The 26,488-nt window shown below is 42.1% G+C and carries 22 protein-coding genes; 17 read left to right on the top strand and 5 right to left on the bottom strand.

Features of this window, described 5'->3' with window-relative positions:
- On the top strand, positions 1 to 198 hold a 198-nt coding region (locus CHU92_RS06000; RefSeq protein WP_243389561.1), incomplete at its 5' end, for a Pycsar system effector family protein.
- On the opposite strand, the gene CHU92_RS05995 is transcribed toward CHU92_RS06000, so the two are convergent.
- On the bottom strand, positions 179 to 2,551 hold the full coding sequence (locus CHU92_RS05995) for a GAF domain-containing protein (protein ID WP_165764596.1): 2,373 nt from the start codon (positions 2,549 to 2,551) through the stop codon (positions 179 to 181). The two genes, CHU92_RS06000 and CHU92_RS05995, sit on opposite strands and share 20 nt — an antisense overlap.
- Positions 2,552 to 2,674: 123 nt before the next feature.
- Between CHU92_RS05995 and CHU92_RS05990 the strand changes: the two genes are divergently transcribed.
- The 3 genes from CHU92_RS05990 to hemL are packed head-to-tail and all read left to right on the top strand — an operon-like array spanning position 2,675 to position 5,753.
- Positions 2,675 to 3,562: a 1-aminocyclopropane-1-carboxylate deaminase/D-cysteine desulfhydrase gene (locus tag CHU92_RS05990; RefSeq protein ID WP_094413600.1), complete on the top strand. Its 888-nt coding sequence runs from the start codon at positions 2,675 to 2,677 to the stop codon at positions 3,560 to 3,562.
- Positions 3,562 to 4,458 carry a glucosaminidase domain-containing protein gene (locus CHU92_RS05985; RefSeq protein ID WP_094413598.1) on the top strand — a complete coding sequence of 299 codons (897 nt, stop codon included), beginning with the start codon at positions 3,562 to 3,564 and terminating at the stop codon, positions 4,456 to 4,458. The genes CHU92_RS05990 and CHU92_RS05985 overlap by 1 nt, the downstream gene beginning before the upstream one ends.
- 8 nt (positions 4,459 to 4,466) lie before the next feature.
- On the top strand, positions 4,467 to 5,753 hold the full coding sequence (gene hemL / locus CHU92_RS05980; RefSeq protein ID WP_094413596.1) for a glutamate-1-semialdehyde 2,1-aminomutase: 1,287 nt from the start codon (positions 4,467 to 4,469) through the stop codon (positions 5,751 to 5,753).
- A 53-nt stretch (positions 5,754 to 5,806) separates the two neighbouring features.
- Here the strand turns inward: hemL and CHU92_RS05975 are convergent, their stop codons facing one another.
- The 3 genes from CHU92_RS05975 to lysS form a co-directional block, all read right to left on the bottom strand.
- On the bottom strand, positions 5,807 to 6,166 hold the full coding sequence (locus tag CHU92_RS05975; protein WP_094413594.1) for a hypothetical protein: 360 nt from the start codon (positions 6,164 to 6,166) through the stop codon (positions 5,807 to 5,809).
- A gap of 79 nt (positions 6,167 to 6,245) precedes the next feature.
- Complete coding sequence (locus CHU92_RS05970) at positions 6,246 to 6,665, bottom strand: guided entry of tail-anchored proteins factor 1 (RefSeq protein WP_094413592.1); 420 nt, start codon at positions 6,663 to 6,665, stop codon at positions 6,246 to 6,248.
- 161 nt (positions 6,666 to 6,826) lie between these two features.
- Positions 6,827 to 8,521, bottom strand: coding sequence for a lysine--tRNA ligase (gene lysS, locus CHU92_RS05965; protein ID WP_094413590.1), 1,695 nt, complete (start codon positions 8,519 to 8,521; stop codon positions 6,827 to 6,829).
- A 104-nt stretch (positions 8,522 to 8,625) separates the two neighbouring features.
- On the opposite strand from lysS, the gene lipB reads away from it, so the two are divergent.
- Entirely contained in the window at positions 8,626 to 9,327 is a 702-nt protein-coding gene (lipB, locus tag CHU92_RS05960; RefSeq protein WP_094413588.1) for a lipoyl(octanoyl) transferase LipB, read from the top strand.
- On the opposite strand, the gene CHU92_RS05955 is transcribed toward lipB, so the two are convergent.
- A complete protein-coding gene (locus tag CHU92_RS05955) occupies positions 9,317 to 9,955 on the bottom strand; it encodes a ribonuclease HII (RefSeq protein WP_094413586.1) in 639 nt (212 codons plus the stop codon). The genes lipB and CHU92_RS05955 overlap by 11 nt on opposite strands.
- Before the next feature lie 171 nt (positions 9,956 to 10,126).
- Here CHU92_RS05955 and CHU92_RS05950 point away from each other — a divergent pair, with 171 nt between their 5' ends.
- From CHU92_RS05950 to CHU92_RS05895, 12 genes are all read left to right on the top strand, one after another.
- Positions 10,127 to 12,019 carry a S8 family serine peptidase gene (locus CHU92_RS05950; RefSeq protein ID WP_165764595.1) on the top strand — a complete coding sequence of 631 codons (1,893 nt, stop codon included), beginning with the start codon at positions 10,127 to 10,129 and terminating at the stop codon, positions 12,017 to 12,019.
- 215 nt (positions 12,020 to 12,234) lie between these two features.
- A complete protein-coding gene (locus tag CHU92_RS05945) occupies positions 12,235 to 15,306 on the top strand; it encodes a SusC/RagA family TonB-linked outer membrane protein (RefSeq protein WP_094413582.1) in 3,072 nt (1,023 codons plus the stop codon).
- Positions 15,307 to 15,321: 15 nt separating this feature from the next.
- Complete coding sequence (locus tag CHU92_RS05940; protein WP_094413580.1) at positions 15,322 to 16,821, top strand: RagB/SusD family nutrient uptake outer membrane protein; 1,500 nt, start codon at positions 15,322 to 15,324, stop codon at positions 16,819 to 16,821.
- Positions 16,822 to 16,831: 10 nt separating this feature from the next.
- Positions 16,832 to 17,680, top strand: coding sequence for a hypothetical protein (locus CHU92_RS05935; RefSeq protein WP_094413578.1), 849 nt, complete (start codon positions 16,832 to 16,834; stop codon positions 17,678 to 17,680).
- 3 nt (positions 17,681 to 17,683) lie between these two features.
- Entirely contained in the window at positions 17,684 to 18,547 is an 864-nt protein-coding gene (locus CHU92_RS05930; protein ID WP_094413576.1) for a hypothetical protein, read from the top strand.
- Between the two features lie 146 nt (positions 18,548 to 18,693).
- Positions 18,694 to 20,631, top strand: coding sequence for a putative porin (locus CHU92_RS05925; RefSeq protein ID WP_094413574.1), 1,938 nt, complete (start codon positions 18,694 to 18,696; stop codon positions 20,629 to 20,631).
- Positions 20,632 to 20,703: 72 nt separating this feature from the next.
- Entirely contained in the window at positions 20,704 to 22,065 is a 1,362-nt protein-coding gene (locus tag CHU92_RS05920) for a pyridoxal-phosphate dependent enzyme (RefSeq protein ID WP_094413572.1), read from the top strand.
- A gap of 56 nt (positions 22,066 to 22,121) precedes the next feature.
- A complete protein-coding gene (locus CHU92_RS05915; RefSeq protein ID WP_094413571.1) occupies positions 22,122 to 22,640 on the top strand; it encodes a 3'-5' exonuclease in 519 nt (172 codons plus the stop codon).
- Positions 22,640 to 23,923 (top strand): DUF2851 family protein, encoded by a 1,284-nt coding sequence (locus tag CHU92_RS05910; RefSeq protein WP_094413569.1) that lies wholly within the window; start codon positions 22,640 to 22,642, stop codon positions 23,921 to 23,923. The genes CHU92_RS05915 and CHU92_RS05910 overlap by 1 nt, the downstream gene beginning before the upstream one ends.
- A gap of 46 nt (positions 23,924 to 23,969) precedes the next feature.
- The gene (locus CHU92_RS05905; RefSeq protein ID WP_094413567.1) at positions 23,970 to 24,197 is read left to right on the top strand and encodes a PspC family transcriptional regulator; all 228 of its coding nucleotides are present in this window, start codon (positions 23,970 to 23,972) and stop codon (positions 24,195 to 24,197) included.
- Positions 24,198 to 24,214: 17 nt separating this feature from the next.
- Positions 24,215 to 25,138, top strand: coding sequence for a ComEA family DNA-binding protein (locus CHU92_RS05900; RefSeq protein ID WP_094413565.1), 924 nt, complete (start codon positions 24,215 to 24,217; stop codon positions 25,136 to 25,138).
- Positions 25,139 to 25,152: 14 nt separating this feature from the next.
- Positions 25,153 to 26,295, top strand: coding sequence for an acyl-CoA dehydrogenase family protein (locus CHU92_RS05895; protein ID WP_094413563.1), 1,143 nt, complete (start codon positions 25,153 to 25,155; stop codon positions 26,293 to 26,295).
- Positions 26,296 to 26,488: the final 193 nt, after the last annotated feature.

Below are 26,488 nucleotides of genomic sequence, written 5' to 3'. Positions count from 1 at the left end.
TTATTGATTTTTAATCAATTATGTTTTTTGTCGTGTACTAAAAATTCGCTTATAAAAGACCTTTATTTTCTTGGGCTTGTCCTCAACAGGAAGTATATGCTGCTGCGAATAACCTATACTGTTTTTATGATTGGTATTGTGGTATCAGTGGCATCATTTATAATTGCCCTGAAAATGATTAATGTTCCAGTTCTTTAAGAAGGTCTTCGTAGCTGTAGGTTTCTGCATTTTTTTGTTGTACAGCGTATATAACGCCTACTCTTAAAGCCTTAAGCCCGGTTACACCCTGCAGGTCTTCCACCTCAAAACTTTCAATAACATTGCCCAGCATATTTTTGTGCTGCAGGAAACGTATATAACGGCGGTATTCTTCCTCTTCCTGCTTCTGAGAATACACGATGGTAATCTTGCCCTTTTCTGTTATCCGCTCCTTAGTGCCTTTGATATATGATTTGTCAATCCGTTTTTTCACCACTTCGTACCGTGCATTATAAGTGCCGTCTACATCGAAACGTTTTTCATCCATTCGGAAACGGATTGATATCGGTGCGCTGAAAACCAGTATTAGTGATGTTACATCAAGGTCATAAGGCAATGTAGGGCGTAGTTTGTAATATTCATTTTCCATTTCGCACATGGCCTGAAGCTGCCACAGCCTTAGGTTATCAAGGTAAATGGGATTATAGCTATGTTTGGGCGAAATAGAAGCGCCTATGTAGAGGTTGTGCTCTACGCCATCTGTTTTGAAACGCTCATAATAATGAGGGAAGAAAGCCTGTGCTTCTTCCTGCTTCCTGTCGAGTACGGCGGCCATTTGTTTATTAATGATGGAAAGGGCATCATCAAAATCCTTGCGGCTGTCATACACCAGTTTCATCTTGTCATCAAGCGAGGCAAAATAAGCGGCTATCTTGTCATGTATTTCGGTGTTGGCCGAATCAAAATGCTGCAGTACCGGGTGTATCTCGTTTATGACATAATTTTGAACAACGGCCTCAGTATCGGCTTTCAGTTCTGATTTCAGCTGGTTTTCCAGTTTTTCCAGTTCATATATATGTTGCTCAATTAGCGGCAGCTTTTCTGTTTTAAAGATAAACCTGAAAAGCGACAGCAGGCTTTCTATCTGCAGGATAAGGTCTTTTTCTATAGATTCATTCCTGGCTGTTGAAGAACCTTTTATATCAATCTGTCCGTAGAGTGGGTATACTTCACGGAATACAATTTCTTTATAAGCCAGGTTCCTGGAAGCAGAATTAATGTGCTGCAGCGCCTCCTCCCGGAATTTCCAGTAAACACTGTGGTGTATTGCCGTATATTCATTTTGTATGATGGCATCAATCTGGTTTTGCAGCTCACTGTAGTAGCGCTCAATCGTGTCTGAGAGGAACGGCAGAATGTAAGCCAGTTTATTGGCATTAATGCTGTTAAGTTCTTTTGGGCGGGAAGATACCAGTTCTACAAGGCCCAGCAGCTTATTGTTTTTTATTATAGGCGCTAAAATACAACTCCGTACATCCTGTGCCAGTAGGTGCTGTGCAAATTTTGCATCTTCAGGGTTGTCTTTGGCGTAGGCATCCACATCCGAAATGATAAAGTAGTCCTTCTTATTCATCAGGTAGTCCAGTGTGCATTCACAAAACATGCTGCCGCAGCTCATTTCACGGTTATTATCCAGTATAAAGCTCTTCATGTCATCAAATGGTGCCAGCCGGAACTCGTTATCCTCCGTATTGATTTCGGTGTAGCCTATACGTAGGTCAGGTATTTTGTATATTGACCTGAATATGGATTCTACACCGGCTTTTGTATCATCAGTAAAATCCTCATTTTTAAGCAAATTACTTTTAAGATTGGATATTGCGCTTTCCGTAGTGGCATCAAAAAGCGTAAGGATGCCAAAGCCTTTTGAAATCCAGCTCCCTTCGGGGAATTTTTGTCTCCAGAGGTCAAGGTTGTCAAAGTTATCAATCAGGAGATTTACATCTTCAGGGGTTATTTCAACAGCCTTTTCCGTTGGGATTATTTCAAGGAAATCAGCGTTATACAATATGCGGTAGTGGCGCATTACGCCTGTACTGTCCGGTATATCATAAAACAGGGGCTTACTGAAATCAAAATGGTAGCCATAGTGGCTGTTGAGTATCAGGCAGCAGCAAAATACGTAAAACTGGTGGTCATCAAAGTTTCGTATAGCCATGCCGAAATCATCACCGGCAGCATTTACAATATTTTTAAACCGCTCAGTATAATTGAAGGTGATATTAAAAAAAGGTATGGCTGCCGCTTTTATTTCGTTTCGTGTAAGTGCCGTTGGGAAAAGGTCCGCCAGCAGGTTCTTTATCAGCTTCTCATGTTTGTCCAGCAATGAGAGGTCGGTGATACCTTCACGAAGTTCCGGGTAGGGTTCGGCGTGCTTCAGCAGCGCCTTAGCATATTCAGAGCGGTAATCAATATCGGACTGCGCAATATTTTCCAGGGATTCCAGTACTTTATGGAATGATATTTTGGCTATCAGCGGGCCTATAATATTTTGGCTGTCATCAATTATCATTGTCATCACATTATACCCTCAAAGGTACAAAAAATATACCACCGGCCCGTTGTCCGTGCCGTTGTGAAATTTGAAAAGGATATTACTGCCATTTTGCCGTAATTTTGTACTTATTCAGCAAAAATGAACCAGGTACTGCCATCGGTAGGCACTATACAAATTAGCGTAAAGCGGGAAGACCTGCTGCATCCGCATATTTCGGGCAATAAGTTCCGAAAGCTTAAGTACAATATCCTCCAGGCCAAAAGACAGGGCGTGCGTACACTGCTTACTTTTGGCGGGGCGTATTCTAATCATATTGCCGCTACGGCTGCGGCCGGAAAAGAATACGGTTTCAAAACTATAGGAGTCATTAGGGGAGAAGAACTGTTTGATAAAATTGTGGATAACCCAACACTTTCATTTGCAAAATCCTGTGGTATGGAGCTTATATTTGTATCAAGGGATGTTTACAGGCAAAAGGAAAGCAAAATTTTTAATACAACCCTACAGGAGCGTTTTGGCGATTTTTATCTGGTGCCAGAAGGCGGCACTAACAACCTTGCGGTTAAAGGTTGTGAAGAGATACTTGAAACTAATGATATTGACTATACCCACATTTGCTGCGCGGTGGGTACAGGAGGCACGGTTTCGGGTATTATCAATTCGGCCTCAAACAACCAGCAGGTACTTGGCTTTCCGGCACTAAAGGCAGATCTTTCCGGCGCTATACGTAAATTTGCCAAGCAGGATAACTGGGCGCTGGTTACAGAGTATCATTTCGGCGGGTATGGCAAAATAAATGCCGGACTTGTTACGTTCATCAATAAATTTTATACTGAAACAGGCGTGCCGCTTGACCCTGTATATACAGGTAAGATGTTTTTTGGAGTTTATGATATGATAGTAAATCATGGCTTTCCTGAAAATAGCAGGATATTATTGATACACACCGGCGGCCTGCAGGGTATTGCCGGAATGAACAAAGAACTGGCGAAGAAGAAACAGCCATTAATAAAAATTGAAATATAATGACTAAAAAAATCTTAGCACTGTTTTTTTTAAGCTTTTTAATAAGCTGCGGGACATCTAAATCACGTGTGCAAACATCAAAAAGTACAGCTAGGAAATCGGCTTCTTCTCCGTCCAGAAAAGCAAATACCATAAAACGAAACCCACGCACTGTGACCTCACTGGAGAAGAAACACCACTCAGGCAGCCAGACTGAAGTTCTGGAATCAACCTCCAAAACTGTCGTATATGCTGACCTTGTAAAGCAATACGTGCTGGACTTTAAAGAAATAGCTAAAGATAATATGCGCCGCCACGGCATACCTGCCAGCATAACACTGGCACAGGGCATACTGGAATCGGGCGCGGGAAGGGGCACACTTTGCATTAACGCCAACAACCATTTCGGTATTAAATGCCATAAAGACTGGACCGGAGACACAGTATATCATGATGATGATTCTGACCAGGAATGTTTCAGGAAGTATGACCAGGCAGCCGAATCGTATAATGACCACTCGCTGTTCCTTACTACCCGTGGCAGGTATGCTTCGCTGTTTAGCCTCCCTAAAGATGACTATGCCGCATGGGCACGTGGCCTTAAGGCAGCCGGATATGCCACAGATCCAAAATATCCCGATAAGCTCATCGGGCTTATTGAGCGCTATGAACTTGCAAAATATGATGCCGAAGTACTTGGCAAACCTTATGTTCCTAAAATATCTACAGTACCTGATATTGTCCAGGGGACACAAGAAAATAATGTAGTCGTTGAGGTAGGCTCGTACAGGGTGCAGCAGGGCGATACTTTATACTCCATATCAAAAAAACACAATATTTCTGTTGAAGACCTGATGCGGCTTAACGGCCTTACCGGCAATTCCATATCTGTAGGGCAGGTACTAAAAGTTAAATAAAGATAAATATGTTATATGAAAGAAGCAGCCGCCTTTTTGCGGAAGCAGAAAAGGTAATACCCGGCGGTGTTAATTCACCTGTGCGTGCCTTCAGGGCCGTAGGCGGCACGCCTGTATTTGTTAAAGAAGCCAAAGGTGCCTACCTTATTGATGAGGATGGCAACAGGCTTATTGACTATATAAACTCGTGGGGGCCAATGATACTGGGGCATGCTTATGAGCCGGTGGTTAATGCGGTTACAGAACGGGCAAGGAAGGGTACCTCTTTCGGTATGCCTACAGCACTGGAAACCGAAATTGCCGCACTGGCTGTGGCTATGGTTCCCGGAATAGACAAGATACGTTTTGTTAATTCAGGTACTGAAGCATGTATGAGCGCCATAAGGCTGGCAAGGGGTTACACAGGACGCGAAAAAATTATAAAGTTTGCGGGCTGCTACCACGGCCACAGCGATTCATTCCTTATACAGGCCGGGAGCGGGGCAGTTACCTTCGGTTCACCCAACAGTCCCGGTGTAACTCAGGGTACAGCAAAAGATACCCTTTTAGCTAAATATAATGATCTTGATAATGTAAAACAGCTTTTTGAGGCCAACCCAAATGAGATTGCTGCCATAATCATTGAACCAGTAGCCGGGAACATGGGTTGTGTGCCACCTGCCGGTGGTTTCCTTCAGGGCCTAAGAGACCTTTGCGACAGCAATGGTGCGCTGCTCATATTTGATGAGGTTATGACAGGTTTCAGGCTGGCCAGGGGCGGTGCACAGGAACTTTATAACATTACTGCCGATATTGTTGCTTTCGGAAAGGTAATAGGGGGAGGACTGCCTGTGGGCGCATTTGCGGCGAGGGCAAAAATTATGGATTACCTGGCACCCGTAGGGCCGGTTTACCAGGCCGGTACACTTTCAGGCAACCCGCTGGCAATGGCTGCCGGGCTTGAAATGCTGAAAGCGCTTAATGCTGATGACGCAGTTTATACAAGGCTTGAGGAAAAAACAGCATATCTTGAAACAGGAATACGTGCAAAGCTTGATGCCGCCGGGGTTGTTTACACAATCAACAGGGTAGGCTCCATGATATCTGTGCATTTTGATGCCGCACCTGTCACAGATTTTGCAACAGCGGCAAAAGGTGACAATGAAACCTTCAGGAAATTTTTCCACGGGCTTTTGCGCGAAGGTGTTTACATTGCACCTTCAGCTTATGAAACCTGGTTTATTACTGATGCCCTTACGTATGAAGACCTTGATTTTACTATTGAAGCTGTTGGCAGGGTGTCTGCTGATCTATAATCACAAAAAAAGCTCCTTTCACAGGAGCTTTTTTATAAGAAAATATAAAAGATTTAATTAGTCAGCTTTTTCAGTACCGCGGGATTCTTTTCAAGCTTTGCAAGTTCTTCAGGAGAAAGTGAAGCCTTAATTTTAGCTTCAATCACCTTTGAAAGGCTTGCTTTACGCTCAGCACTAAGATTGTTGGCAAGTTCACGGTGCTTATATTCAAAAAGATTAAGGAAATCATCTTTTTGTGTTCCGGTAAACTTAATTACTTTTCCAAGCGCTTCAACATCTTTTATAGCCAGCTGCTTGATGTCTTCTTTTTCCTGGGCAACAGCTTGTGTGGCAGGCTTAGCCTCTTTTTTCTGTGCGTTGGCACTGAACCCGAAAGCCAGCATAACAACTAAAATAGTGATTATCTTTTTCATAAATAAGGATTTATTTTGTATAATATCTTGTCAAATCTAAATAATTTGTAAAATATTACAAAACTTTCTGCCACTAAATTTATCTTCTTTTTGCGTTTTTAAGATTTTTATGCCTTTTTGTTATTTTTTCCCGGTGCTCCTCTTTCAGTTTTTCCCACTTGTCAAACTGTTCCTGCGTCAGTATCTTTTTCATTTCGGCCTTAAGGGCAATTTGTTCATCAAGCTTTTTACTTTGCAGCGCATAACGCTCGTCAGCGGTAAGTTTTTTCCCGGCTTCCCTGTCAGCCTTAAGCTGTGTACGCATAGCTGATGCTTTTTTTACTTTCTCCAGCATCAGATTCCGGACATCCTTTTGCTGCTTTTCGTTCAGGTCAAGCGCCAGCGCCAGTCTTTTTGCCTGTAGCTCTGCTTTTTGTTCCGGTTTAAGTTGTTCCTGCCTTTGCTGTGCCGATGCGTTAAAAGCAAAAGCCATAACAACAGCTAAAATCCATGTTTTCATACTATTATGTTTTTAATGATATAGCTATAAGACAATCCGGGTATAAAAAGGTTTAATTGAGCAAGTTTTGGTGTTCCGTGCGTTTATAAAATTTGGTTGCTACAACCGGCATAAAAAAGGCTGCCTTCACGCAGCCTTTAATGTATTTAGATAGGATGATATTACCCCTTAAACTCTACTGTTTTGGTGTCGCCATCTACGGTTACTTTTATTAGCCCATGCTTGCTAAGCCCTTTCATGGCAGCGTCCCATTTTTTGCCGCTAAGCCCTGCCTGTGCTTTAAGGGCATCAAGGGCCAGCTGGCCGCTAACCTTTATCAGTTCTGCAATAGCCTTTTCATCTTCGGTAAGTTCAGGCCCTTTCTTCTCCGGCCTCATTTGCGGGAAGAAAAGCACTTCCTGGATTGACGGGTTATTGGTAAGGAACATGATAAGCCTGTCCATGCCAATACCAAGCCCTGATGTTGGCGGCATGCCATATTCCAGCGCACGAAGGAAGTCGTTATCAATAAACTGTGCTGCTTCCACATCCCCTCTTTCGCTTAGTTTCAGCTGCGCTTCAAAGCGTTCTCTTTGGTCAATTGGGTCGTTAAGCTCACTATACGCATTGGCAATTTCTTTACCGCACACCATAAGTTCAAAACGCTCGGTAAGCTCCGGGTTGTCACGGTGCTCTTTACACAGCGGGCTCATCTCTTTAGGGTAATCGGTAATAAAAGTCGGCTGTATAAAGTTACCTTCGCATTTTTCACCAAATATTTCGTCAATAAGCTTGCCTTTGCCCATGGTTTCATCTACGGCAATGCCCATGCCTTTGGCGGCTTCAAATATTTCCTGCTCTGTCTTGCCTGAAATGTCAAAACCTGTAAACTGCTTAATGGCATCGGTCATGGTAACTCGGGCATAAGGCGCTTTAAAATTCACCTTATGTTCGCCAAAAGTGGCTTCGGTAGTGCCGTTAACCGCTATGGCACAATGCTCCAGCAGGTTTTCGGTAAACGCCATCATCCAGTTGTAGTCTTTGTAGGCTACATATATTTCCATGGCGGTAAATTCAGGATTATGTGTCCTGTCCATACCCTCGTTACGGAAGTTTTTAGAAAACTCGTATACTCCGTCAAAACCACCCACTATAAGCCTTTTCAGGTACAGTTCGTTGGCAATCCTCATATAAAGCGGTATATCAAGCGTGTTGTGATGCGTTACAAAAGGCCTTGCCGCGGCGCCGCCCGGTATAGGCTGAAGTACAGGGGTTTCTACTTCAAAATAGCCCCTGTCGTTAAAAAAGCTGCGCATGGCATTGAACAACTTCGTCCTTTTCATAAACACCTCTTTTACATGCGGGTTCACCACCAAGTCTACATAGCGTTGGCGGTAACGCTGCTCGGGGTCGGTAAATCCGTCATATACCTTACCGTCGGCATCCGTTTTAGGAAGCGGAAGCGGGCGTAGTACCTTGCTAAGCAATTGAAAGTCGGTAACATTGATAGATTTTTCGCCTACCTGTGTGGTAAACATCGTGCCTTCTACACCAATAAAGTCGCCCAGGTCAAGCAATTTCTTGAACAGCTCATTGTATTTGCTTTTGTCTTCGCCTGGACAAATTTCATCACGGTTAAAATAGAGCTGGATGCGGCCTTCGCTGTCCAGCAGTTCGGCAAACGATGCCTTGCCCTGTATGCGGGTAGACATTAACCGGCCTGCAACTACAACCTTCTTACCTTCAAGATATCCGTCCTTCACCTGTTTACTTGTATGGTCTACAGGGAAAAGGTTTGCCGGATAAGGATTAATGCCGAGTTCCCTCAGCCTGTCCAGTTTCTCTCTACGAATAATCTCTTGTTCAGAAAGCTGCATGACTTACTATATTTTTAAGGGTGCAAAGATATAGATATTTGACAAAATTGGCAATGTATTATATAGGTGTAAGTTTGCTACCTTTGTATTACAATTCTTCTATAATGAATAAAAAAGTGGCGGTTCAGGATCTGGGCCTGAAAGATTATAAGGAAACGTGGGATTACCAGGAGCGTCTTTTTCAGGAAATACTAGGCATAAAAATAAGGAATAGAAGGGAGGAAGCAGCTTATGAAACACCTAACCATCTGCTGTTTGTAGAGCATCCGCATGTGTATACTTTAGGTAAGAGCGGTGACATTGAGAATTTATTATTAAACGAAGCACAGCTTGAGGCTAAAGGGGCAAAATTTTATAAGATAAACAGGGGCGGGGATATTACCTACCACGGCCCTGGCCAGATTGTGGGCTACCCAATACTTGACCTTGAAAATTTTTTCACAGATATACATAAATACCTGCGGCTTTTAGAGGAAGTTATAATCCTTACTATGGCCGAATATGGCCTTACCGGCACCCGCAGCCCCGGCGAAACCGGGGTTTGGATTGATGTGGGCACACCTTTTGCACGCAAAATATGTGCTATGGGCGTACGGGCATCGCGCTGGGTTACCATGCATGGTTTTGCGCTTAATGTAAATGCCGATTTAGGTTATTTTGATAATATTATACCGTGTGGCATAAGGGGTAAAGCCGTAACCTCATTAAACGTAGAGCTTAAAGCTGATAAACTTGATGAAGAAGAAGTGAAAAAGAAAATAATGAAACACTTTACCACACTTTTTGAAGCACAGCTTACGGATTAACAATCCGGAGGTGCACGTCATCTACAATATCAAATTCTAACTCCAGCTGGTCGGGCAGCAGGCGGAATGATTTGCGGTGATATTTTGTAATGCCGTATTTGCGTATAGCTTCACGATGCTCGGGCGTTGGGTAGCCTTTATTGCTCTTCCAGTTATACATTGGGTATTCTTCATGAATTTTGTTCATGTAATCATCCCTGTGGGTTTTGGCCAGGATAGATGCGGCTGCAATGCTCATATATTTTGCATCGCCCTGTATAATACAGCTGTACGGGATGTTGTTTACCGGTTTAAAACGGTTACCGTCTACAATAATATATTGTGGCTCAGGGGTAAGTTTTACAATGCATTCCTGCATGGCTCGTATTGATGCATTTAAAATATTTATTTCATCAATTATTTCAGGCTCAATATTTGTGAGATGATAACAAAGCGCTTTTTCCATTATGATGGGGCGAAGGTGCTCACGCATCTTTTCGGTAAGCTGCTTCGAGTCATTCAGGAACTCATGCTGAAAATCTTCAGGAAGTATTACCGCCGCGGCTGTTACAGGCCCGGCAAGGCACCCGCGCCCGGCTTCGTCAGTGCCGGTTTCATACAAGTGGTCTGAAAATCGTAGAGAAAGCATGCTTTGCAAATTTAAAATTTTATGTCCAAAACCTCGTTGTACAAAAGTTAAATATGAAATAATTATTACAATTATGTAATATTTTTATATTTTTGTTAGCTAAATATGTTGTATTTAAAACTACTTTCAACCCAAAACCGTAATTATTTTATATCTTACAATTACTTAATCATGAAAAGATATTTCACAGCAGGTATTTTCTTTACCGCTTTAGGCTTAAGCTCCACCCTCTTTGCGCAAACACCGGAAGAAAGGGCTGAAATTATAAAAAGGACAAATACAGAGGCCTTGCTAGAACTAAGCGAACAATTGCATTTAAAAAATGAAAAGAGTTATAATCGTGCCATGGAACTGGCCGAAATTAAAGGATGGCCATTAAAAGTTGTAAACGAAAAACAAATTTCAATACTTGTAGGTGTTGACGAAAATGACCAGCCTATATACAAGGGCACAGACAATGTAGGAGCTGCATTCACGGCAAGGGTTACAAATATCAGGACCGGAGGGTCATTAGGATTAAACCTTAATGGCCAGGGGATGGAAATGGGTATATGGGAGATAGGCCCTGTACGTACAACACATCTCGACCTAGCGGGCAGGGTTACAGTAATGGATGGAGCCAGTTTTACAGGAAATACTGATGAGGCTCAACATGCGACCCACGTGTCAGGTACTATGATGGGTTCGGGTTCTTTTAATGCGAATGCCCGGGGTATAGCCTACCAGGCGAATCTAAAGTCATATAATGCTGTTGATGATGACAGTGAAGCTGCCACCGCCGCTGCCAACGGTATGTTGGTGTCTAATCACTCATATGGATTACGGATGGATGTTGTAGTGTCAACATCACCATGGTTGCCGGGTGCCTATTCATCTGAAAGTGCCATTTGGGATCAGGTGATGTTTAATGCGCCGTATTATCAGGCTGTGATATCGGCGGGCAATGATCGTGATAATGAAGAGAGGGACGAGTTGTTAGGAAACAAGACTTCTAAAAATGCTATTGTTGTAGCCGCTGTAGAAGGCCTGCCCTCAGGAGGTTATTCAGGACCGTCCTCCGTTGTTATGAGTAATTTCAGCAGTTATGGGCCTACAGATGACCGCCGGATTAAGCCTGATATTGCGACCAAAGGCGTAAATGTTTTTTCTTGCGGCTCGTCTTCTAATACCAATTATGCTACGCTAAGCGGCACCTCTATGGCTGCGCCGGGAGTTTCAGGCGCGCTTACACTTATGCAGCAACATTATAATAATCTTAACGGGTTCTTTATGAGGGCTGCTACACTACGGGGATTAATGATACATACTGCTGATGAGGCTGGCAATGCTCCCGGTCCCGACTTCAGGTTTGGCTGGGGTCTTATCAATGCACAGGCAGCTGTAACTCTTATATCACAACGTAATATCAGTTCGCTTATTCAGGAAAACATATTGAATCAGGGGCAAACATATACATTTACTTTTAAAGCGCTTTCTTCTTCACAACCTTTAAAAGCTACTATCGCCTGGACAGATGCGCCCGGCCCCGTAAATACCGGTATTTCAAATTCAACAACTCCTGTGCTGAGAAATGACCTGGATATGAGGATTAGTAATGGCTCTGAAACTTTTTTTCCGTGGAGGCTTAACCCTATCGTAACCCTGGCAGCTGTTAAAGCTGATAATGAGGTTGATAATGTTGAAGTGGTAGAAATTCCCAACCCGGTAGCCGGTCAGACTTATACTATTACAGTAAGTCATAAAGGTAATCTTACGGGATTACAGCCTCAGGCCTATTCATTGATTATGAGCAATGTTACAGATGTTCTTTCTGTGTCTGAAAATCTGGATACTGCATTTTCCATATATCCTAATCCCGCTGATGAGTACATTAACATCAGGAATAGTTCCTCAGCAGATGTGTCAAATTTCAAGGTAACAATGTTTGACCTTCAGGGAAGGGTTGTTAAGCAACTTGATACTTTTGCTGAAAGGGTAAATGTATCAGAACTTACCGCCGGAGTATACCTTATTACTCTTACTAATGGCAAACAGTCCTATACACAGAAGATTATAATCCGATAATTTTTTATAAAATATTAGAAGAGCAGATTTTAAGTCAAAAAATCTGCTCTTTTTCTTTTTTCATATTATTATGCATATTCTTTTTTCATTTTTATGATGTTAGGTATATTGATATAGATTATTTTTTAATTTTAACATCATTATTACCTAACAATCCTTGTTTAATTAATAAATAATTAAGAAGTTTGCGTTTAACTAACTCAAATTAATAAAGTATGAGATCAAAGTTTACTTGGATTATGGCACTTTTCATGGTGCTCACATTTAATCTCTCTTTCGCACAGGAGAAAACCGTCACAGGTACGGTGTCTGACGATGCCGGGCAGCCTTTACCGGGTGTTAGTATTCTTGTGCGGGGAACTAACAAAAGCACTACCACAGACTTTGATGGTAATTATTCCATATCAGTAAGTGTAGGCCAGGTGCTCGAATTTTCTTTCGTAGGCTTCACGTCACAGTCTGCAACTATCACAGCCGCCTCAGGTGTTATAAACATTAAGCTGGAGGAAGGGCAGGTGATAGGAGTAATTGTTAAAGATGCTTACCGTACAGTGTCTGAAAGAAAGGCAACATTTGCTACAACGACCATTTCTGCCGAGGCTTTTGAGAATAGGGGCAATGCTTCCATTATACAAAGCATGCAGGGCCAGATTGCCGGTTTAAGTATTGGGACGGGCTCGGGGCAGCCGGGTGCTGACAGTGCAATTATACTTCGGGGTGTAGGTACAATTAATGGAAATTTTGAGCCGCTCTTTATCGTGGATGGTGTGCCTGTAGATGAAGATGGCTTCAGGAGTATTAACCCTAATGACTATGCGTCAATTACAACACTTAAAGACGCTGCGGCTACGTCTATCTATGGTAACCGTGGTTCTAACGGTGTTATAGTGCTGACTACAAAGAGAGGTAGTTACAACCAGGATTTAAAGTTCAGGTACACAAGCCAGTTCGGTTATAATGAATTACAGCCTGTGAACATTGACCTGATGACGTCAAGAGAGCTGTTACAGTTCCAGAAAAGATCAGGCCAGGGCTTAGGGTCTACTTTAAGCGATGCCGAGATTGACGTGCTTTCAAGGCAGGCAAATACAAACTGGTCAGACATTTTCTTTAGGAAAGGAACTACTAAACTGCACGATTTATCAATGAGTGTGGGTTCGGCTAATACCAATAACTTTACATCATTTAGTTATTTTGAACAGGATGGTATTTTTATTAATACCAATCTTAAGCGTTTTACCCTAAGGAATAACTTTACCGGCAGGTCTCAGGACCAGAAGTTTGAATATTCCCTTAACTTTAATGCCAACTTCTCCAGGCAAAGCGGTCTTGACGGCGCCGGTACGAACTCGATATTCTTTGCGCCTTTCCGTGCCGCATTGCAGGGTCTGCCCTACCTTTCGCCGTATGATGCCAATGGCAATATCACGCGCGATGGCGGTATAGCTCCAGGAAATACTGATGCCATTACTGCGGACAATGCCCCTTACGTGTTGCTCAACTCTTCGCTTATGAATACGGATATAGAAGATGAGTTTAAATTAATAACCGGATTAAATGCCAAATATACATTTATGAAAAATGTAACGGCAGGTATGCAGTTAGGCTTAGATTACTCCCAATTTAAAGCGCTGGAAAGGATACATCCGGAAAGTATATTAGGGCCCTTCCAGGCGAATGGTACCAATACAACCCAGTTTGGTGGTCTTCAGCAGGAAAGCACCTCAAGGGATTTCAGGTTTAATTCCCTGTTTACCCTAAACTATAACAATACTTTTGCTGATGCCCATACCATTGACCTTACGGGCTATGTTGAATATATCAAAAACCATTTTGACAGCTTTGGTTTTGTTCAGAGAGGTTTAGATCCACGCCTTGTAGGTACCGGTGCTGCATTTATCGATGGTGAAACGGTGGAAGGTACGCTTCGTCCCTACATCCCTACGGTGAGTTCTGGCAAAGCGGAAGAAGGACTATTCTCATATTTTGCTAACTTTGATTATGATTATAAAGGGAAATATGGTTTTAATGCTACGGTACGTCGTGATAACTCATTCCGCTTTATTGATGAAAACAAGTGGGCTACATTTTATTCTTTAGGTGGGCGCTGGAATATTGACGAAGAGTCCTTTATGGAAAAACTGCCATTCGTAGACCAGCTAAAGCTGCGTGCTTCTTTTGGTACAACGGGTAACCAAAGAATTAATAACGGATCATATAGTGCACTCAACTTTACTAGGAACTTGTATACGCAGTCAGGCGGGTATAATGGTACTCCCGGCACTGTGCCTGGACAAATTGCGAACCCTGATTTACGATGGGAAGTTACTGAGCAGACGAACGTAGGTCTGGATTTCGGGTTGTTTGGCAATAGGCTTTCAGGTACGGTAGATGTGTATAGGAAATTTACAAGGGATTTATTCCAGAGTACACCTATTTCAGCTGTTAATGCCACAACAGATATAGATACTAATACAGGTGCCCTTGAAAATAAAGGTGTGGAGCTTTTCCTGAAATATGTAATTTATGACAAGAACGGATGGAACATATCCGTAGATGCGAACACGGCCTACAACCAAAACAGGATGCGTGACCTTCCTGATAGTTATAACGGAATTATACAACCTACTGGTTCAGCTACAACTTTAGAAGGCTATCCGTTAAACACCTTTTATGTAGTACGCTATGCGGGGGTTAACCCTTCCAATGGTAACGCGTTGTTCTATACGCGTGATGGCGGCCTTACAGAAACCATACGCGATGAAGATCGTGTAAATACGGGCAAATCTAGCTTGCCAGTTTGGACCGGCGGTTTTAATACCCGTGTTTCCTACAAAGGTTTTGAATTCTCTACCCAGTGGAGCTATGTGGCCGATATATACCGCAACAACCTGGACTATGCGGACTTAGAAGAAACAAACCTTGTGAATGACGGAACTAACCGTGCTGTAAGCGCTGGTACTGCTTGGCAAAATCCTGGTGATATTACATCAGTGCCACGAGTAGGGAACCAATATAATTCTGTAGATTATATCAATAGTACAGACAGGTATCTTGAAGATGCTTCTTTCCTACGCTTGAGAAATGTCCTGCTGGGTTATAATTTTGATAAGAAGATACTTGAAAAGCTTCCTTTTTCCGGCGTAAGGCTATACATTCAGGCTGAGAATCTTGTTACGTTTACCTCTTACAGGGGCTGGGACGCGGAATCAAACTTTAGGACTACGGATAGGGGACAATATCCTACACCGAAAATTTATACTTTAGGCGCTGTAGTTAACTTTTAATTAAAAAATTGCACTATGAATAAATTACTGAAATTAACTTTTTTAGCTCTATTAATATCTGCGGCCTCTTGTGAAGATGCTACCGATATTATTCAGGAGTCTGAGCTTGGCGAAAACAATGCTTTTCGCAATGTAGATGATCTGCGAAGCGGCCTTATTGGCGTGTATGGGAGCTATAATCCCGATGGAGGCAGCAGTACTGTCCTCTTCAATGACCTTTTTACTGACAATATCAAAAAAGGCCTTAATAACTTTGGGCAGGGTTCTGATACTTTTGCTTTCAACATGAGGCCGAATAATACTTTTGCCGGTGGTATTTGGGGCAGCAGGTATGCGACGATCAACTTTGCTAATCGTGTGTTGAGGGCGTGGGATCGTATTTTTCCTACGCTTACAAATCCGGATGATATTGATAAAGCAAATGAAATAAAGGGTCAGTTGCTCGCTTTTAGGGCACTGTGCCATTTTGAGTTGCTCCAGTATTATTCTCCTAATTACAACCGCAGTTCTCAGGGCGTAATCATTATGAACTTTGTACCAGAAATTACGCAGGTTTTTCCACGTAACACTGTTGGGGAAGTTTTTGATTTTATTAATGACGATTTAGATGATGCTATTGCCTTAATTGGTGATTTTTCTTCTCTTCCTGACTATCGTAACGATGATACATCCCAGGATATATTTTATCTCGGCGCTGACGCTATGCGTTTCTTAAGGGCACGTGTCTTCCTGTATGAAGGTAGGTATGCTGAAGCTGAGACTGTAGCTGAGAACCTGATTGCGGATTATCCTCTCGCTGCGGCAGGCGCTTATTTTGATATGTTTAATGCTGATACGCCTTCGTCTGAGCTTGTGTTTAGCTTATCAAGGAGACAGGATGATGGCGGTGCTGCCGGATTATATTATACGAACTCTGTAGACAGGAATGGTTCACCTTTGTACGAGTTGTCGAATCAGTTATTAAACCTTTTTGCTGCTAATGATATCCGTAGGGAGGTCATACTTCTTCCTGAGGGCGCTACCGGGTCACTAATCGTTGGTACTGACTCACCGAATAATATCCTGCTTATAGGTAAATATCCTGGCTCTGCCGACGGTGAACTTATCAATGATTTTAAAATGTTTCGTTCATCAGAACTATACCTTATTAAGGCGGAATGCGAAGCCCGCCAAGGGAAATTTAGCGAGGCAGAAACTTCAATACAGACTTTGCGTAACGTTAGGTTAATTACCGGTACTGCGCCAACACCATCGTATGCTTCAAATCTTACGCTGGCACTTGTTGATATCCTGCTTGAAAGGCGAAAAGAACTGGCTTTTGAAGGACACCGTTATCTTGACCTGAAACGATTAGGCGCCGAGACAAATACAGGTATATTAAGAAGTAATGTTGACTGTGCTTCTTTCGACTCTAGTAATTGTGCATTATTGCAGGGTGATTATCGTTTTACTTTGCCAATTCCTACTTCCGAATTAGCTCCAAATCCTGGTATAACTCAAAATCCTAACTATTAATGTTATCGCTATGAAAAATCTTTTTAAACTTTTTGTACTCTCGCTCTTGTTTACCGCGTGTGACGATGTCGATGGAGTAATTTATAATAGCAACGCAGGATCAAACCCTACTTTCCTGGCTTTTTCTTCAAATGTATATACATTGCCTATTGAGCGTAACTCTACAGGTTCTGTTACTGTAACCCTAAATTCAAGTACGGTTTCAAATGTTGACAGAACATATAGTATTGAAGTTATTCCGGGTACAGGTCTGGATGCAGCTAACCCTGCGACTTATAATGTAACTGCTAGCTCCATAACCATTCCGGCCGGTTCTTATCAGGGAACCCTATTAATTACCGGACAGGATAATAACCTTGTTGATGCGACAGAAAAAACATTTTCTATCCGTTTTTTAACAGCTAATGGTGAGTCCGCCGATACTGATATTGCCCAAATAAGGCTTTTTGAAGTTTGCGCGCTTTTAGATACATTTACGGGAACATACCAAACACAACAATTGACAGCTAATTTGGCATCGGCCCTTGGGCCAACATTTGGTAATGACACTTTTGTTGTTCAGCAGGGTAGTAACGCTTTTGAGCGTTTCTTTGAAGCTGAAATGTATCCAGCATTTGGTGGCCTTCCTGTTCGTACTATTAATATGTCGTTTACGTGCGATGGCGTTTTCCTTTCTCAGAGTGTTAATACAGGTATCGGATGTAGTGGGAACATTATTCAACTTACAAGGCCAACTGCCGGTGGGCCTTATACTACTAGTGATGATACGGTTTTTGAGCTTCGTTATACAGAAAATTCAACCAGTTCATGCGGCATAGCCCCACGCCAGACAAGGGTACGTTTCACTAAAATTAATTAAACTATGACAAAGATATTTTATGGCTTATTGTTTGGCTTATTACTTGTAATTTCAGGTTGTAGCTATAACGACCCAAATAATGGTCAATATGACGATAACCCTTCTACAGGGTGGGTAGATTTTAATGATTTCGATTCTCAAAATGAGGTTTTCCTTACTTCGAGAACAGGCCTAATTGGCTGTGGAGATGCATCTATTATTGAAGTTCCCTTAATTCTTAGATCTTCAACTTCTCCTGAAATAATAAATGCGCCTGTAAACCGCAATGGTGTAGGTGTTAAATTTACAATTACTGATGTAATTGGTAATGCTGTATCTCAGGGTGTTACAGCAACAGCCTCTGTACCGGCAGGTTCGCGTACCGGAAAATTAGTAGTTGATTATCCGGATAATCTCTCATCAAGCCTTGAGTTCTTGATTACCCTTACTTCTACCGATAATCCTGTGGTAAGTGTAGGAGCACCTGATAATGCAGATCCTGTACAGTACCGTATAAAAATCAATGTAGGGGACAGGGATAGATTAACCGGAAGTTATGATGTTCTGGAAGATGATCTTTATGAGTACTCGTCTGAAGTTACCCGGGGTCCGGCTGCAAATGAATTAATTATAACTAATCTCTACGACGCTGACCCAAATTCACAAACGCGTGTTATTGTTAACGGTGATGGTACTATCAGCTATCCTGCATTTACAGACAATTTTTTGTATACACTGGCAGGACTTGGCCCAATTTATTTAGAAGGCCTTACAGGTAGTACTTATAATGCATGTGAAGGCACAATTACATTAAGATTCAGGCTTCGCTTTGGTAACGGGCTGAATAGTGCTACCGCACCTATTACTACTGTGTTAACAAGGTTATAAGTTCTATTTACTTATATGTAAAAATTAAAAACCCGCTGTATGGCGGGTTTTTTGTTCTTATTGGCTTTTCCTAACACTCTTTATAGCTTCAGAATAAATGCTCATTTAGTATATTTAGTTTATCTTTGGCTCGTATTATTTAAAGCATGTACAAACTCCTTTTCATCTTACTGGTATCTTTTGTTTCAAATGCCCAGGTTACTCAGGGTAAAGTCGATATTAAAAAAAATACAGCCCAGCGAAAAGGCTTATCAAAATCCACAAAAACTGATACTATCGCGACTATTGATATGTATAAAATCATATCACTTAACCGGGATACAACCTATGTTGATACTTCCTTAACCATACAAAAAGAATATGCCGTAAATTATCTCCGCAGGGATATGTTCGGGTTATTGCCTTTTCATAATGAAGGTCAAACTTATAATGTACTGGATTATGGCCTCACCCGGTATAATCCATTTCCCGCTTTCGGATTTAAAGCTAAACATGCGGCATACATGGAAGTTGAAGATATATATTACTACTCCGTTGCTACCCCTTTTACTGATTTGTTCTATCGCTCCGTATTGCAGCAGGGGCAGGTGCTTGATGCCTCCATAACACTTAATACCTCAGAGAACCTCAATTTTGCTGTGGCTTATAAAGGATTGCGCTCTTTAGGCAGATATATCAACGAACTTTCCAGTAATGGTAACCTGCGGATAATAAGCAGCTATAAAACCTCAGACAAGCGTTATATCATGAACATGCACATTACAGCACAGGATTTTACTAACCAGGAGAATGGCGGTATTATTGACCGTAGCTTGTTTGAAAGTGGTGAAGATCCTTATACCAACAGGGAAAGGCTGAATGTATATTTCAGGAATGCTACATCAGTATTAAAAGGGAACAGGTATTTTGTAGATCATTACTTCAGGTTGAATAAAACAAACCCCAACAGTATTGTACTCCACCACCAGTTTAACTATGAAAATAAATTTTTTGAATATTCCCAGGAAACCGCTAGCGGCAGGCTAGGGGCCTCATATACATCTTCTATCTATAACAAAACAAGGTACAACAGGATATATAATAAGCTTGGCGCAGCTTATACCAATGAAAAAATTGGGATGCTGGAATTCTACGTGGAAGATTTTAACTATAATTATTTTTACAGAAGCATTATAGTGGGAGGAAACGGCCAGGTGATAATTCCTAACAGTATAAATGACAGGATTAATACCTATGGTGCCCGCTACAGCTACCATAGAAATAACCTGAAGGGCAGCATATTGGTTTCTAATTCTATAACCGATCAGTCTTTGGCTAATATTGATGTATCCGTTAACTATAAACTGAACGAAGATATTGAGCTGACTGGGCGGTACCAAAACATGAATAAGCTGCCTGACCTTAACTACAGGCTTTACCAAAGTGGTTATACAGCGTATAACTGGTTTAATAATTTTAAAAATGAGAAAATAAACAGTTTTGAAGCTGAAGCGAAAACCAAATGGCTTACCGCCTCAGTACAATATACAGTTCTGAAAGACCACCTCTACTTTAGTAACGATTATGTGCAGCAGGCAATTGAGCAACAGGATGTGGATACCCTTATAACTACTCCAAAACAATTTGCTGGTACTATAAATTATTTGTCTGTAAAGGCAGGCAGAGAGTTCAGGTGGTGGAAACTGGCGCTTGATAATACTATTTTGTACCAGAATGTAGGCCAGGACAGCAACATATTAAATGTTCCAGAGTTTACAACAAGGAATACCCTTTACTACTCAGACCATTTCTTCAAGAAAGCTTTATTCATACAAACAGGTATAACTTTCCAGTACTTTACCAGTTATTATGCTAATAACTACAACCCTGTATTGGGCGAGTTTTTTGTGCAGGACAAGGTAAAATTAGGCGATTTTCCATTGATGGACTTTTTTATAAATGCCAAGATCAGGCAGTTCAGGTTATTCCTTAAGGCGGAGCATTTCAATTCAGGTTTTACAGGTTATAAATTTTATGCTGCACCTGATTATCCGTACCGTGACTTTACAGTCAGGTTTGGCGTGATATGGGATTTCTTCTCATAAAAGCATCCTGTTGTAAAATAATTTGGATTATAACCAATATCTTTGCCGCAAATTTTGAAAGGGTAAGCCAAAATGAAATACGCTAAAAACATACTGGAAACCATAGGTAATACGCCTTTGGTAAAACTGAATAAAATAACATCAGGTATTGATGCCCTTGTATTAGCCAAGGTAGAAACCTTTAATCCGGGTAACTCTGTTAAGGACAGGATGGCTGTTAAAATGATAGAAGACGCGGAAGCCGATGGCAGGCTCAAGCCCGGAGGAACTATAATTGAAGGTACATCAGGCAATACCGGGATGGGCCTTGCCCTTGCTGCTATTGTTAAGGGCTACAAACTGGTATGCGTCATTTCGGATAAGCAGTCCAAAGAAAAGATGGATATTTTAAGGGCTGTAGGTGCAAAAGTGGTAGTGTGCCCTACTGATGTAGAACCAACCGACCCGCGCTCCTACTATTCGGTTTCAAAACGCCTTGCGGAAGAAACCCCTAACGCATGGTATGTAAACCAGTATGATAACCCATCAAACGCTATTGCACATTATGAACAGACAGGGCCCGAAATATGGGAACAGACTGAAGGCAGGGTAACACATTTTGTAGTAGGTGTAGGTACCGGCGGAACTATTTCGGGCGTTGCTAAATACCTTAAAGAGAAAAATCCCAATGTTAAAGTGTGGGGCATTGATACCTATGGCTCGGTATTTAAAAAGTATCATGAAACCGGTATTTTTGATGAAAATGAAATTTACTCCTATATAACAGAAGGCATAGGAGAGGATATCCTGCCTAAAAATGTTGATTTTTCACTAATTGACGGCTTTACTAAAGTAACAGATAAAGATGCAGCCGTTTATACCCGTAAGCTTGCACTGGAAGAAGGTATATTTGTAGGCAACTCAGCCGGCGCTGCTATTAAGGGCCTGTTGCAGTTAAAAGAGCATTTTAAGCCGGAAGACGTGGTAGTGGTGCTTTTCCATGACAGCGGAAGCCGGTATGTAGGCAAAATGTTTAATGATGACTGGATGCGTGAAAGAGGTTTTCTTGACGAGGAAATTACAACAGCGGAAGACCTCATTAAAGACCATGCTGACAAGCCGCTGGTAGTAGTGCGTACGGAAGAGCTAGTATCGCACGCCATAGAGCGCCTCCGTAAATATAAAATATCGCAGATACCGGTTATTGATGCCAATGGTTTTGTAGGTTCGGTTGATGAAACAGACCTTTTCAGGAGTTATGTTGAAGATAAAGATATTGCCGAAAAACCGATACGTGAAGTAATGGGCAGGCCGTATCCTGTAGTTAAGGCCGGCACTTCTGTTGAAGAAGTTTCCAGGCTTATAAACAAAGATAACCAGGCTGTACTGGTTGATCTTGGCAACGGCAGGCACCATATCATTACCAAGCATGATATTATAAGCGCTATTAAATAAACAGAACTTTTTATTATATTTGAAAGGGCCGTAAGGCTCTTTCTTAGTTTTTGATTATGACCTTCACCGCTATAGATTTTGAAACTGCTACCGGCTACGCCCACAGTGCCTGTGCTGTTGGCATCATTACTGTTGAAGAAGGCATAATTACGGAAGAATATCATACCCTTATACAGCCGCCTGACAATGAATATTGGTACAGGAATGTTATGGTACACGGAATTAAACCTGTGCAGACACTTTATGTACCTTCATTTGATGTGCTTTTTCCGGAAATAAAGCAAAGGCTTTCAGGCCGTAAAATTGTAGCCCATAATGAAGCTTTTGACAGGAATGTGCTGGCAAAGGCCATGAAGTACTACGGGCTTTATTATGATGAGCATGATTTCCCTGAACGCTGGGAGTGTACCTGCAGGATATACCGTGCCAAAGGCTATAAGCCGGCTAACCTTAAAGCCTGTAGTGACCGCAACGGTATTGAGCTGAACCACCACGAAGCATTATCAGATGCAAGGGCATGTGCTAAGCTGTATATGCTGCACAAAAGCCAGATAGAATTAAATATTTCGCACTGATGAAAGAAGACTTCCTGCATTATGTGTGGCAATATAAAAAGTTCAGCCTGCATGGCCTCAAAACGGTGCGGGGAGAAGAAGTGGTACTCTTAAACAGCGGGCAGTACCTTCAGCAGGCTGGCCCTGATTTTTTTTACGCACAGGTAATTATCGGCGGGCAAAAGTGGGCCGGCAATGTAGAGATACATGTAAAGTCATCAGACTGGTACATTCATAACCATGAACAGGACGGCGCTTATGACAATGTTATACTCCATGTGGTCTGGGAGCATGATGCGGAGGTTTTGCGGGAAGATAATTCCGAAATTCCTGTACTGGAGTTACAACATTATGTAGATAAAAGCCTGCAGGATAGCTACCGGGCACTTTCAGCCACAAAATCATGGATATATTGTGAAAATGAACTTGCATCCATAAACACTTTTGTACTTGGCAACTGGAAAGAACGCCTTTTTTTCGAAAGGCTTCAGCGGAAAGCCGCGCCCGTAACAGCACTCGCCAAAGAAACAGGCTATGACTGGGAGGCAGTACTTTTCTGTTTTATGGCAAAAAATTTTGGGCTTAATACTAATGGCGAACCTTTTTTTAAAATGGCATTGTCATTGCCCTTTACTGTAGTCAGGAAAGAAAGTTTTGAAGCTGAAAATATCGAAGCGCTGCTGTTCGGGAGGGCCGGACTGTTGCAGGGAGACTATGAGGATGTATATGCCAGGAGCCTGCAACAACGCTATAACTATCTCGCGCATAAATACAGGCTAAGTGAGTTTTATACCGGGGGGATACAGTTTTTTAAGCACCGGCCTGATAATTTTCCCACCATCAGGTTGTCGCAGCTGGCGCAGTTGTACCACCACCATCAAAACCTTTTTACTCAAATAATAAATGCCGCTTCCATACAGGAACTTTATGATATTTTTAAGGTGCAGGCATCTCCCTATTGGCAGTCACATTACAGGTTTGACAGGGAAAGCCCGAAGAAACGTAAAGCTTTAACAGCCCCGTTCATGGACCTTCTTATCATTAATACCATCATCCCTTTTCGCTTTGCTTACGCACAAAGCCTTGGAAAGGAAATAAGTGAGGAGCTCATAGCATTGCTGGGGCAGGTACCCGCAGAAAAAAATGCGGTTGTGGATAAGTTCATCCATTTTAAGGTTCCTGTAGCGTCAGCTTATGACACACAGTCCTTACTGCAGCTTAAAAATGAATACTGTAACAAAAGCCGGTGCATGCAATGTGCAATAGGGCTGGAACTTTTAAAAAGCAGTCCCCTGAAATTATAAAAAAGTATTACATTTGAAACACTAAATACCGGGCCATAAAACGATTATGTCTGTAGTAACTTCCATCCGGCACTATTTTGAACGAAACGGATTTCATGTCTCCTCACGACTGGCCGACAGGCTGGGTATGCGCGCAACCAATGTACGCCTGTTTTTTATCTATATCACTTTTGTTACCGTAGGTTTATGGTTTGGGGTTTATCTTACATTGGCCTTTTGGCTTAAGCTCAAGGATATGATATATACTAAAAGAAGTTCTGTTTTTGATCTTTAAACGTATTTTATTGCCAGATGAAAAAGCCGTGGTTCTTTACATCGTATTCACGCCAGCAGCGAAATGGCATCATGGCGCTCTTCCTGCTAATTATCGTTATACAGGCCACATATTTTATATATACCTCAATTGACAATCCCACCATTAAGGCAGCTACGCCCGAAGAAAAAGAATGGCTCTCACTACAGTCAGGGATAAACGAATTAAAAGCGGCCAAAGTCCGGAAAGTCACAAAAATATACCCTTTTAACCCTAATTTTATCAGTGATTATAAAGGCTATACTTTAGGTATGTCGGTTACCGAAATCGACCGGCTGCACAAGTTCCGCGAAAAAGGCCTCTGGATAAATTCTGCCGAAGATTTTAAAAGAGTTACAGGGGTGCATGATACGCTGCTGGCTAAACTCCGTCCCTATTTTAAATTTCCGGATTGGGTACTCAAACGCAGAAGCAAGGACAATTTATACACGCAAACTCCAAATTCCGGAAAACCATATTTTGACAAAGACAAAAAAAACCTTCCTAAGGCAAAGGAACAAAAGATACCCCTGCTCGATATCAACCAGGCTGTAGAAGCAGACCTTGAAAAAGTATATGGCATAGGGCCTTCTTTCGCTAAAAAAATTATTCGCCGCAGGGCCCAGCTTGGCGCTTTTGTTTCTATGGATCAGATGGAAGAATTTGATTTCCCCGCCGAAACCGTAAGCGGGCTTAAAAGAGCTTTTTACATAGGTAGTGCTCCCCCGGCAATTAAAATTAATGTGAACGATGCTTCTTTAAACCAGCTGTCATATTTCCCTTATTTCAATAAAAATTTAGCCAGGTCTATAATTACACGCAGAAGTATGAAAGGAAAAATTAATAAATTTGAAGAATTGTTAGAAATTAATGATTTTCCCGTTGATAAACAAAATATAATTGCCTTATATTTGGAATTTTAAACAAACTAATAAAAATGAACTTCGAGTATAACGAAACACAGCAAATGATTGCCCAGTCCATTAGGGATTTTGCCGAGCAGCACATAAGGCCGCATATTATGGAATGGGATGAAAAACAGCACTTTCCGGTTGACCTTTTCAGGAAATTAGGCGAAATGGGCTTTATGGGTGTCCTTGTACCCGAGGAACTTGGCGGTTCAGGATTAGGTTACCATGAATACATTACCATTATTGAAGAAATCTCAAAAGTTGACCCTTCCATCGGGCTGTCGGTTGCGGCACATAACTCTTTGTGCACTAACCACATCCTGATGTTTGGCAACGAAGAGCAGAAAAAACGCTGGATACCCAAGCTCGCCACTGCCGAGCATATTGGTGCCTGGGGGCTCACGGAACACAACACAGGCTCAGATGCCGGCGGTATGAATACTACGGCCGTACGCGACGGTGACCACTGGATTGTTAACGGTGCCAAAAATTTTATTACACATGCCAAGTCTGGCGATATAGCTGTAGTTATAGTACGCACTGGCGAAAAAGGGGACTCAAAGGGTATGACCGCTTTTGTTTTTGAAAAAGGCATGCCCGGGTTCAGCAGCGGGAAAAAAGAAGACAAGCTGGGCATGCGTGCCAGCGAAACCGCCGAACTTATATTTGACAATTGCCGTGTACCCGATGCCAACCGCCTTGGCGAAGTAGGCGAAGGTTTTATACAAGCCATGAAGATACTCGACGGCGGCCGCATCTCAATAGGCGCACTCTCATTAGGTATTGCAAAAGGAGCTTATGAAGCATCCTTAAAATACTCAAAAGAAAGGCAACAGTTCGGCCAGCCCATAGGCAACTTCCAGGGCATAGCTTTCAAGCTGGCAGACATGGCTACTGAAATTGAAGCTTCAGAGCTCTTACTGCACAAAGCGGCTTATCTAAAAAATAATGACAAAAAAGTTACCGTGGCCGGCGCCATGAGCAAAATGTATGCCTCAGAAGTATGCGTAAAGGTAGCCAATGAGGCAGTACAGATTCATGGCGGATACGGCTATACCAAAGATTACCCAGTAGAAAAGTTTTACCGCGACTCAAAATTATGTACCATAGGCGAAGGCACTACAGAAATACAAAAACTTGTAATTTCCCGCAACCTTCTTAAAGAATAACCAATTACCAACCCGGTTCACAAAGCTTCCTTCTCACAGGAAGTTTTTTTATTGGTTTAGCTTATGGCGCTATATCCAGGAGATGCTTTTTTTTATTACAAGGAGCGGCAGGCACAAGGCACATCTGGAGGCGTACGGTCCCGCTTTCAGCTCTATCTCCCCGCCGCAAAAGCAGGCGGCGGGGAGGATGCCG

The sequence above is a fragment of the Flavobacterium cyanobacteriorum genome (genome assembly GCF_002251835.1).
Lineage (GTDB): Bacteria > Bacteroidota > Bacteroidia > Flavobacteriales > Flavobacteriaceae > Flavobacterium > Flavobacterium cyanobacteriorum.
Note: the sequence above shows the minus strand (reverse complement) of the source record. Positions and strands in the feature narration are given on the sequence as shown.

Bases quoted from the DNA above. Each gene is read 5' to 3' on its own strand.
- CHU92_RS05995 (WP_165764596.1), bottom strand. From the start codon at position 2,551: ATGATAATTGATGACAGCCAAAATATTATAGGCCCGCTGATAGCCAAA.
- CHU92_RS05990 (WP_094413600.1), top strand. From the start codon at position 2,675: ATGAACCAGGTACTGCCATCGGTAGGCACTATACAAATTAGCGTAAAG.
- CHU92_RS05985 (WP_094413598.1), top strand. From the start codon at position 3,562: ATGACTAAAAAAATCTTAGCACTGTTTTTTTTAAGCTTTTTAATAAGC.
- hemL (WP_094413596.1), top strand. From the start codon at position 4,467: ATGTTATATGAAAGAAGCAGCCGCCTTTTTGCGGAAGCAGAAAAGGTA.
- CHU92_RS05975 (WP_094413594.1), bottom strand. From the start codon at position 6,166: ATGAAAAAGATAATCACTATTTTAGTTGTTATGCTGGCTTTCGGGTTC.
- CHU92_RS05970 (WP_094413592.1), bottom strand. From the start codon at position 6,665: ATGAAAACATGGATTTTAGCTGTTGTTATGGCTTTTGCTTTTAACGCA.
- lysS (WP_094413590.1), bottom strand. From the start codon at position 8,521: ATGCAGCTTTCTGAACAAGAGATTATTCGTAGAGAGAAACTGGACAGG.
- lipB (WP_094413588.1), top strand. From the start codon at position 8,626: ATGAATAAAAAAGTGGCGGTTCAGGATCTGGGCCTGAAAGATTATAAG.
- CHU92_RS05955 (WP_094413586.1), bottom strand. From the start codon at position 9,955: ATGCTTTCTCTACGATTTTCAGACCACTTGTATGAAACCGGCACTGAC.
- CHU92_RS05950 (WP_165764595.1), top strand. From the start codon at position 10,127: ATGAAAAGATATTTCACAGCAGGTATTTTCTTTACCGCTTTAGGCTTA.
- CHU92_RS05945 (WP_094413582.1), top strand. From the start codon at position 12,235: ATGAGATCAAAGTTTACTTGGATTATGGCACTTTTCATGGTGCTCACA.
- CHU92_RS05940 (WP_094413580.1), top strand. From the start codon at position 15,322: ATGAATAAATTACTGAAATTAACTTTTTTAGCTCTATTAATATCTGCG.
- CHU92_RS05935 (WP_094413578.1), top strand. From the start codon at position 16,832: ATGAAAAATCTTTTTAAACTTTTTGTACTCTCGCTCTTGTTTACCGCG.
- CHU92_RS05930 (WP_094413576.1), top strand. From the start codon at position 17,684: ATGACAAAGATATTTTATGGCTTATTGTTTGGCTTATTACTTGTAATT.
- CHU92_RS05925 (WP_094413574.1), top strand. From the start codon at position 18,694: ATGTACAAACTCCTTTTCATCTTACTGGTATCTTTTGTTTCAAATGCC.
- CHU92_RS05920 (WP_094413572.1), top strand. From the start codon at position 20,704: ATGAAATACGCTAAAAACATACTGGAAACCATAGGTAATACGCCTTTG.
- CHU92_RS05915 (WP_094413571.1), top strand. From the start codon at position 22,122: ATGACCTTCACCGCTATAGATTTTGAAACTGCTACCGGCTACGCCCAC.
- CHU92_RS05910 (WP_094413569.1), top strand. From the start codon at position 22,640: ATGAAAGAAGACTTCCTGCATTATGTGTGGCAATATAAAAAGTTCAGC.
- CHU92_RS05905 (WP_094413567.1), top strand. From the start codon at position 23,970: ATGTCTGTAGTAACTTCCATCCGGCACTATTTTGAACGAAACGGATTT.
- CHU92_RS05900 (WP_094413565.1), top strand. From the start codon at position 24,215: ATGAAAAAGCCGTGGTTCTTTACATCGTATTCACGCCAGCAGCGAAAT.
- CHU92_RS05895 (WP_094413563.1), top strand. From the start codon at position 25,153: ATGAACTTCGAGTATAACGAAACACAGCAAATGATTGCCCAGTCCATT.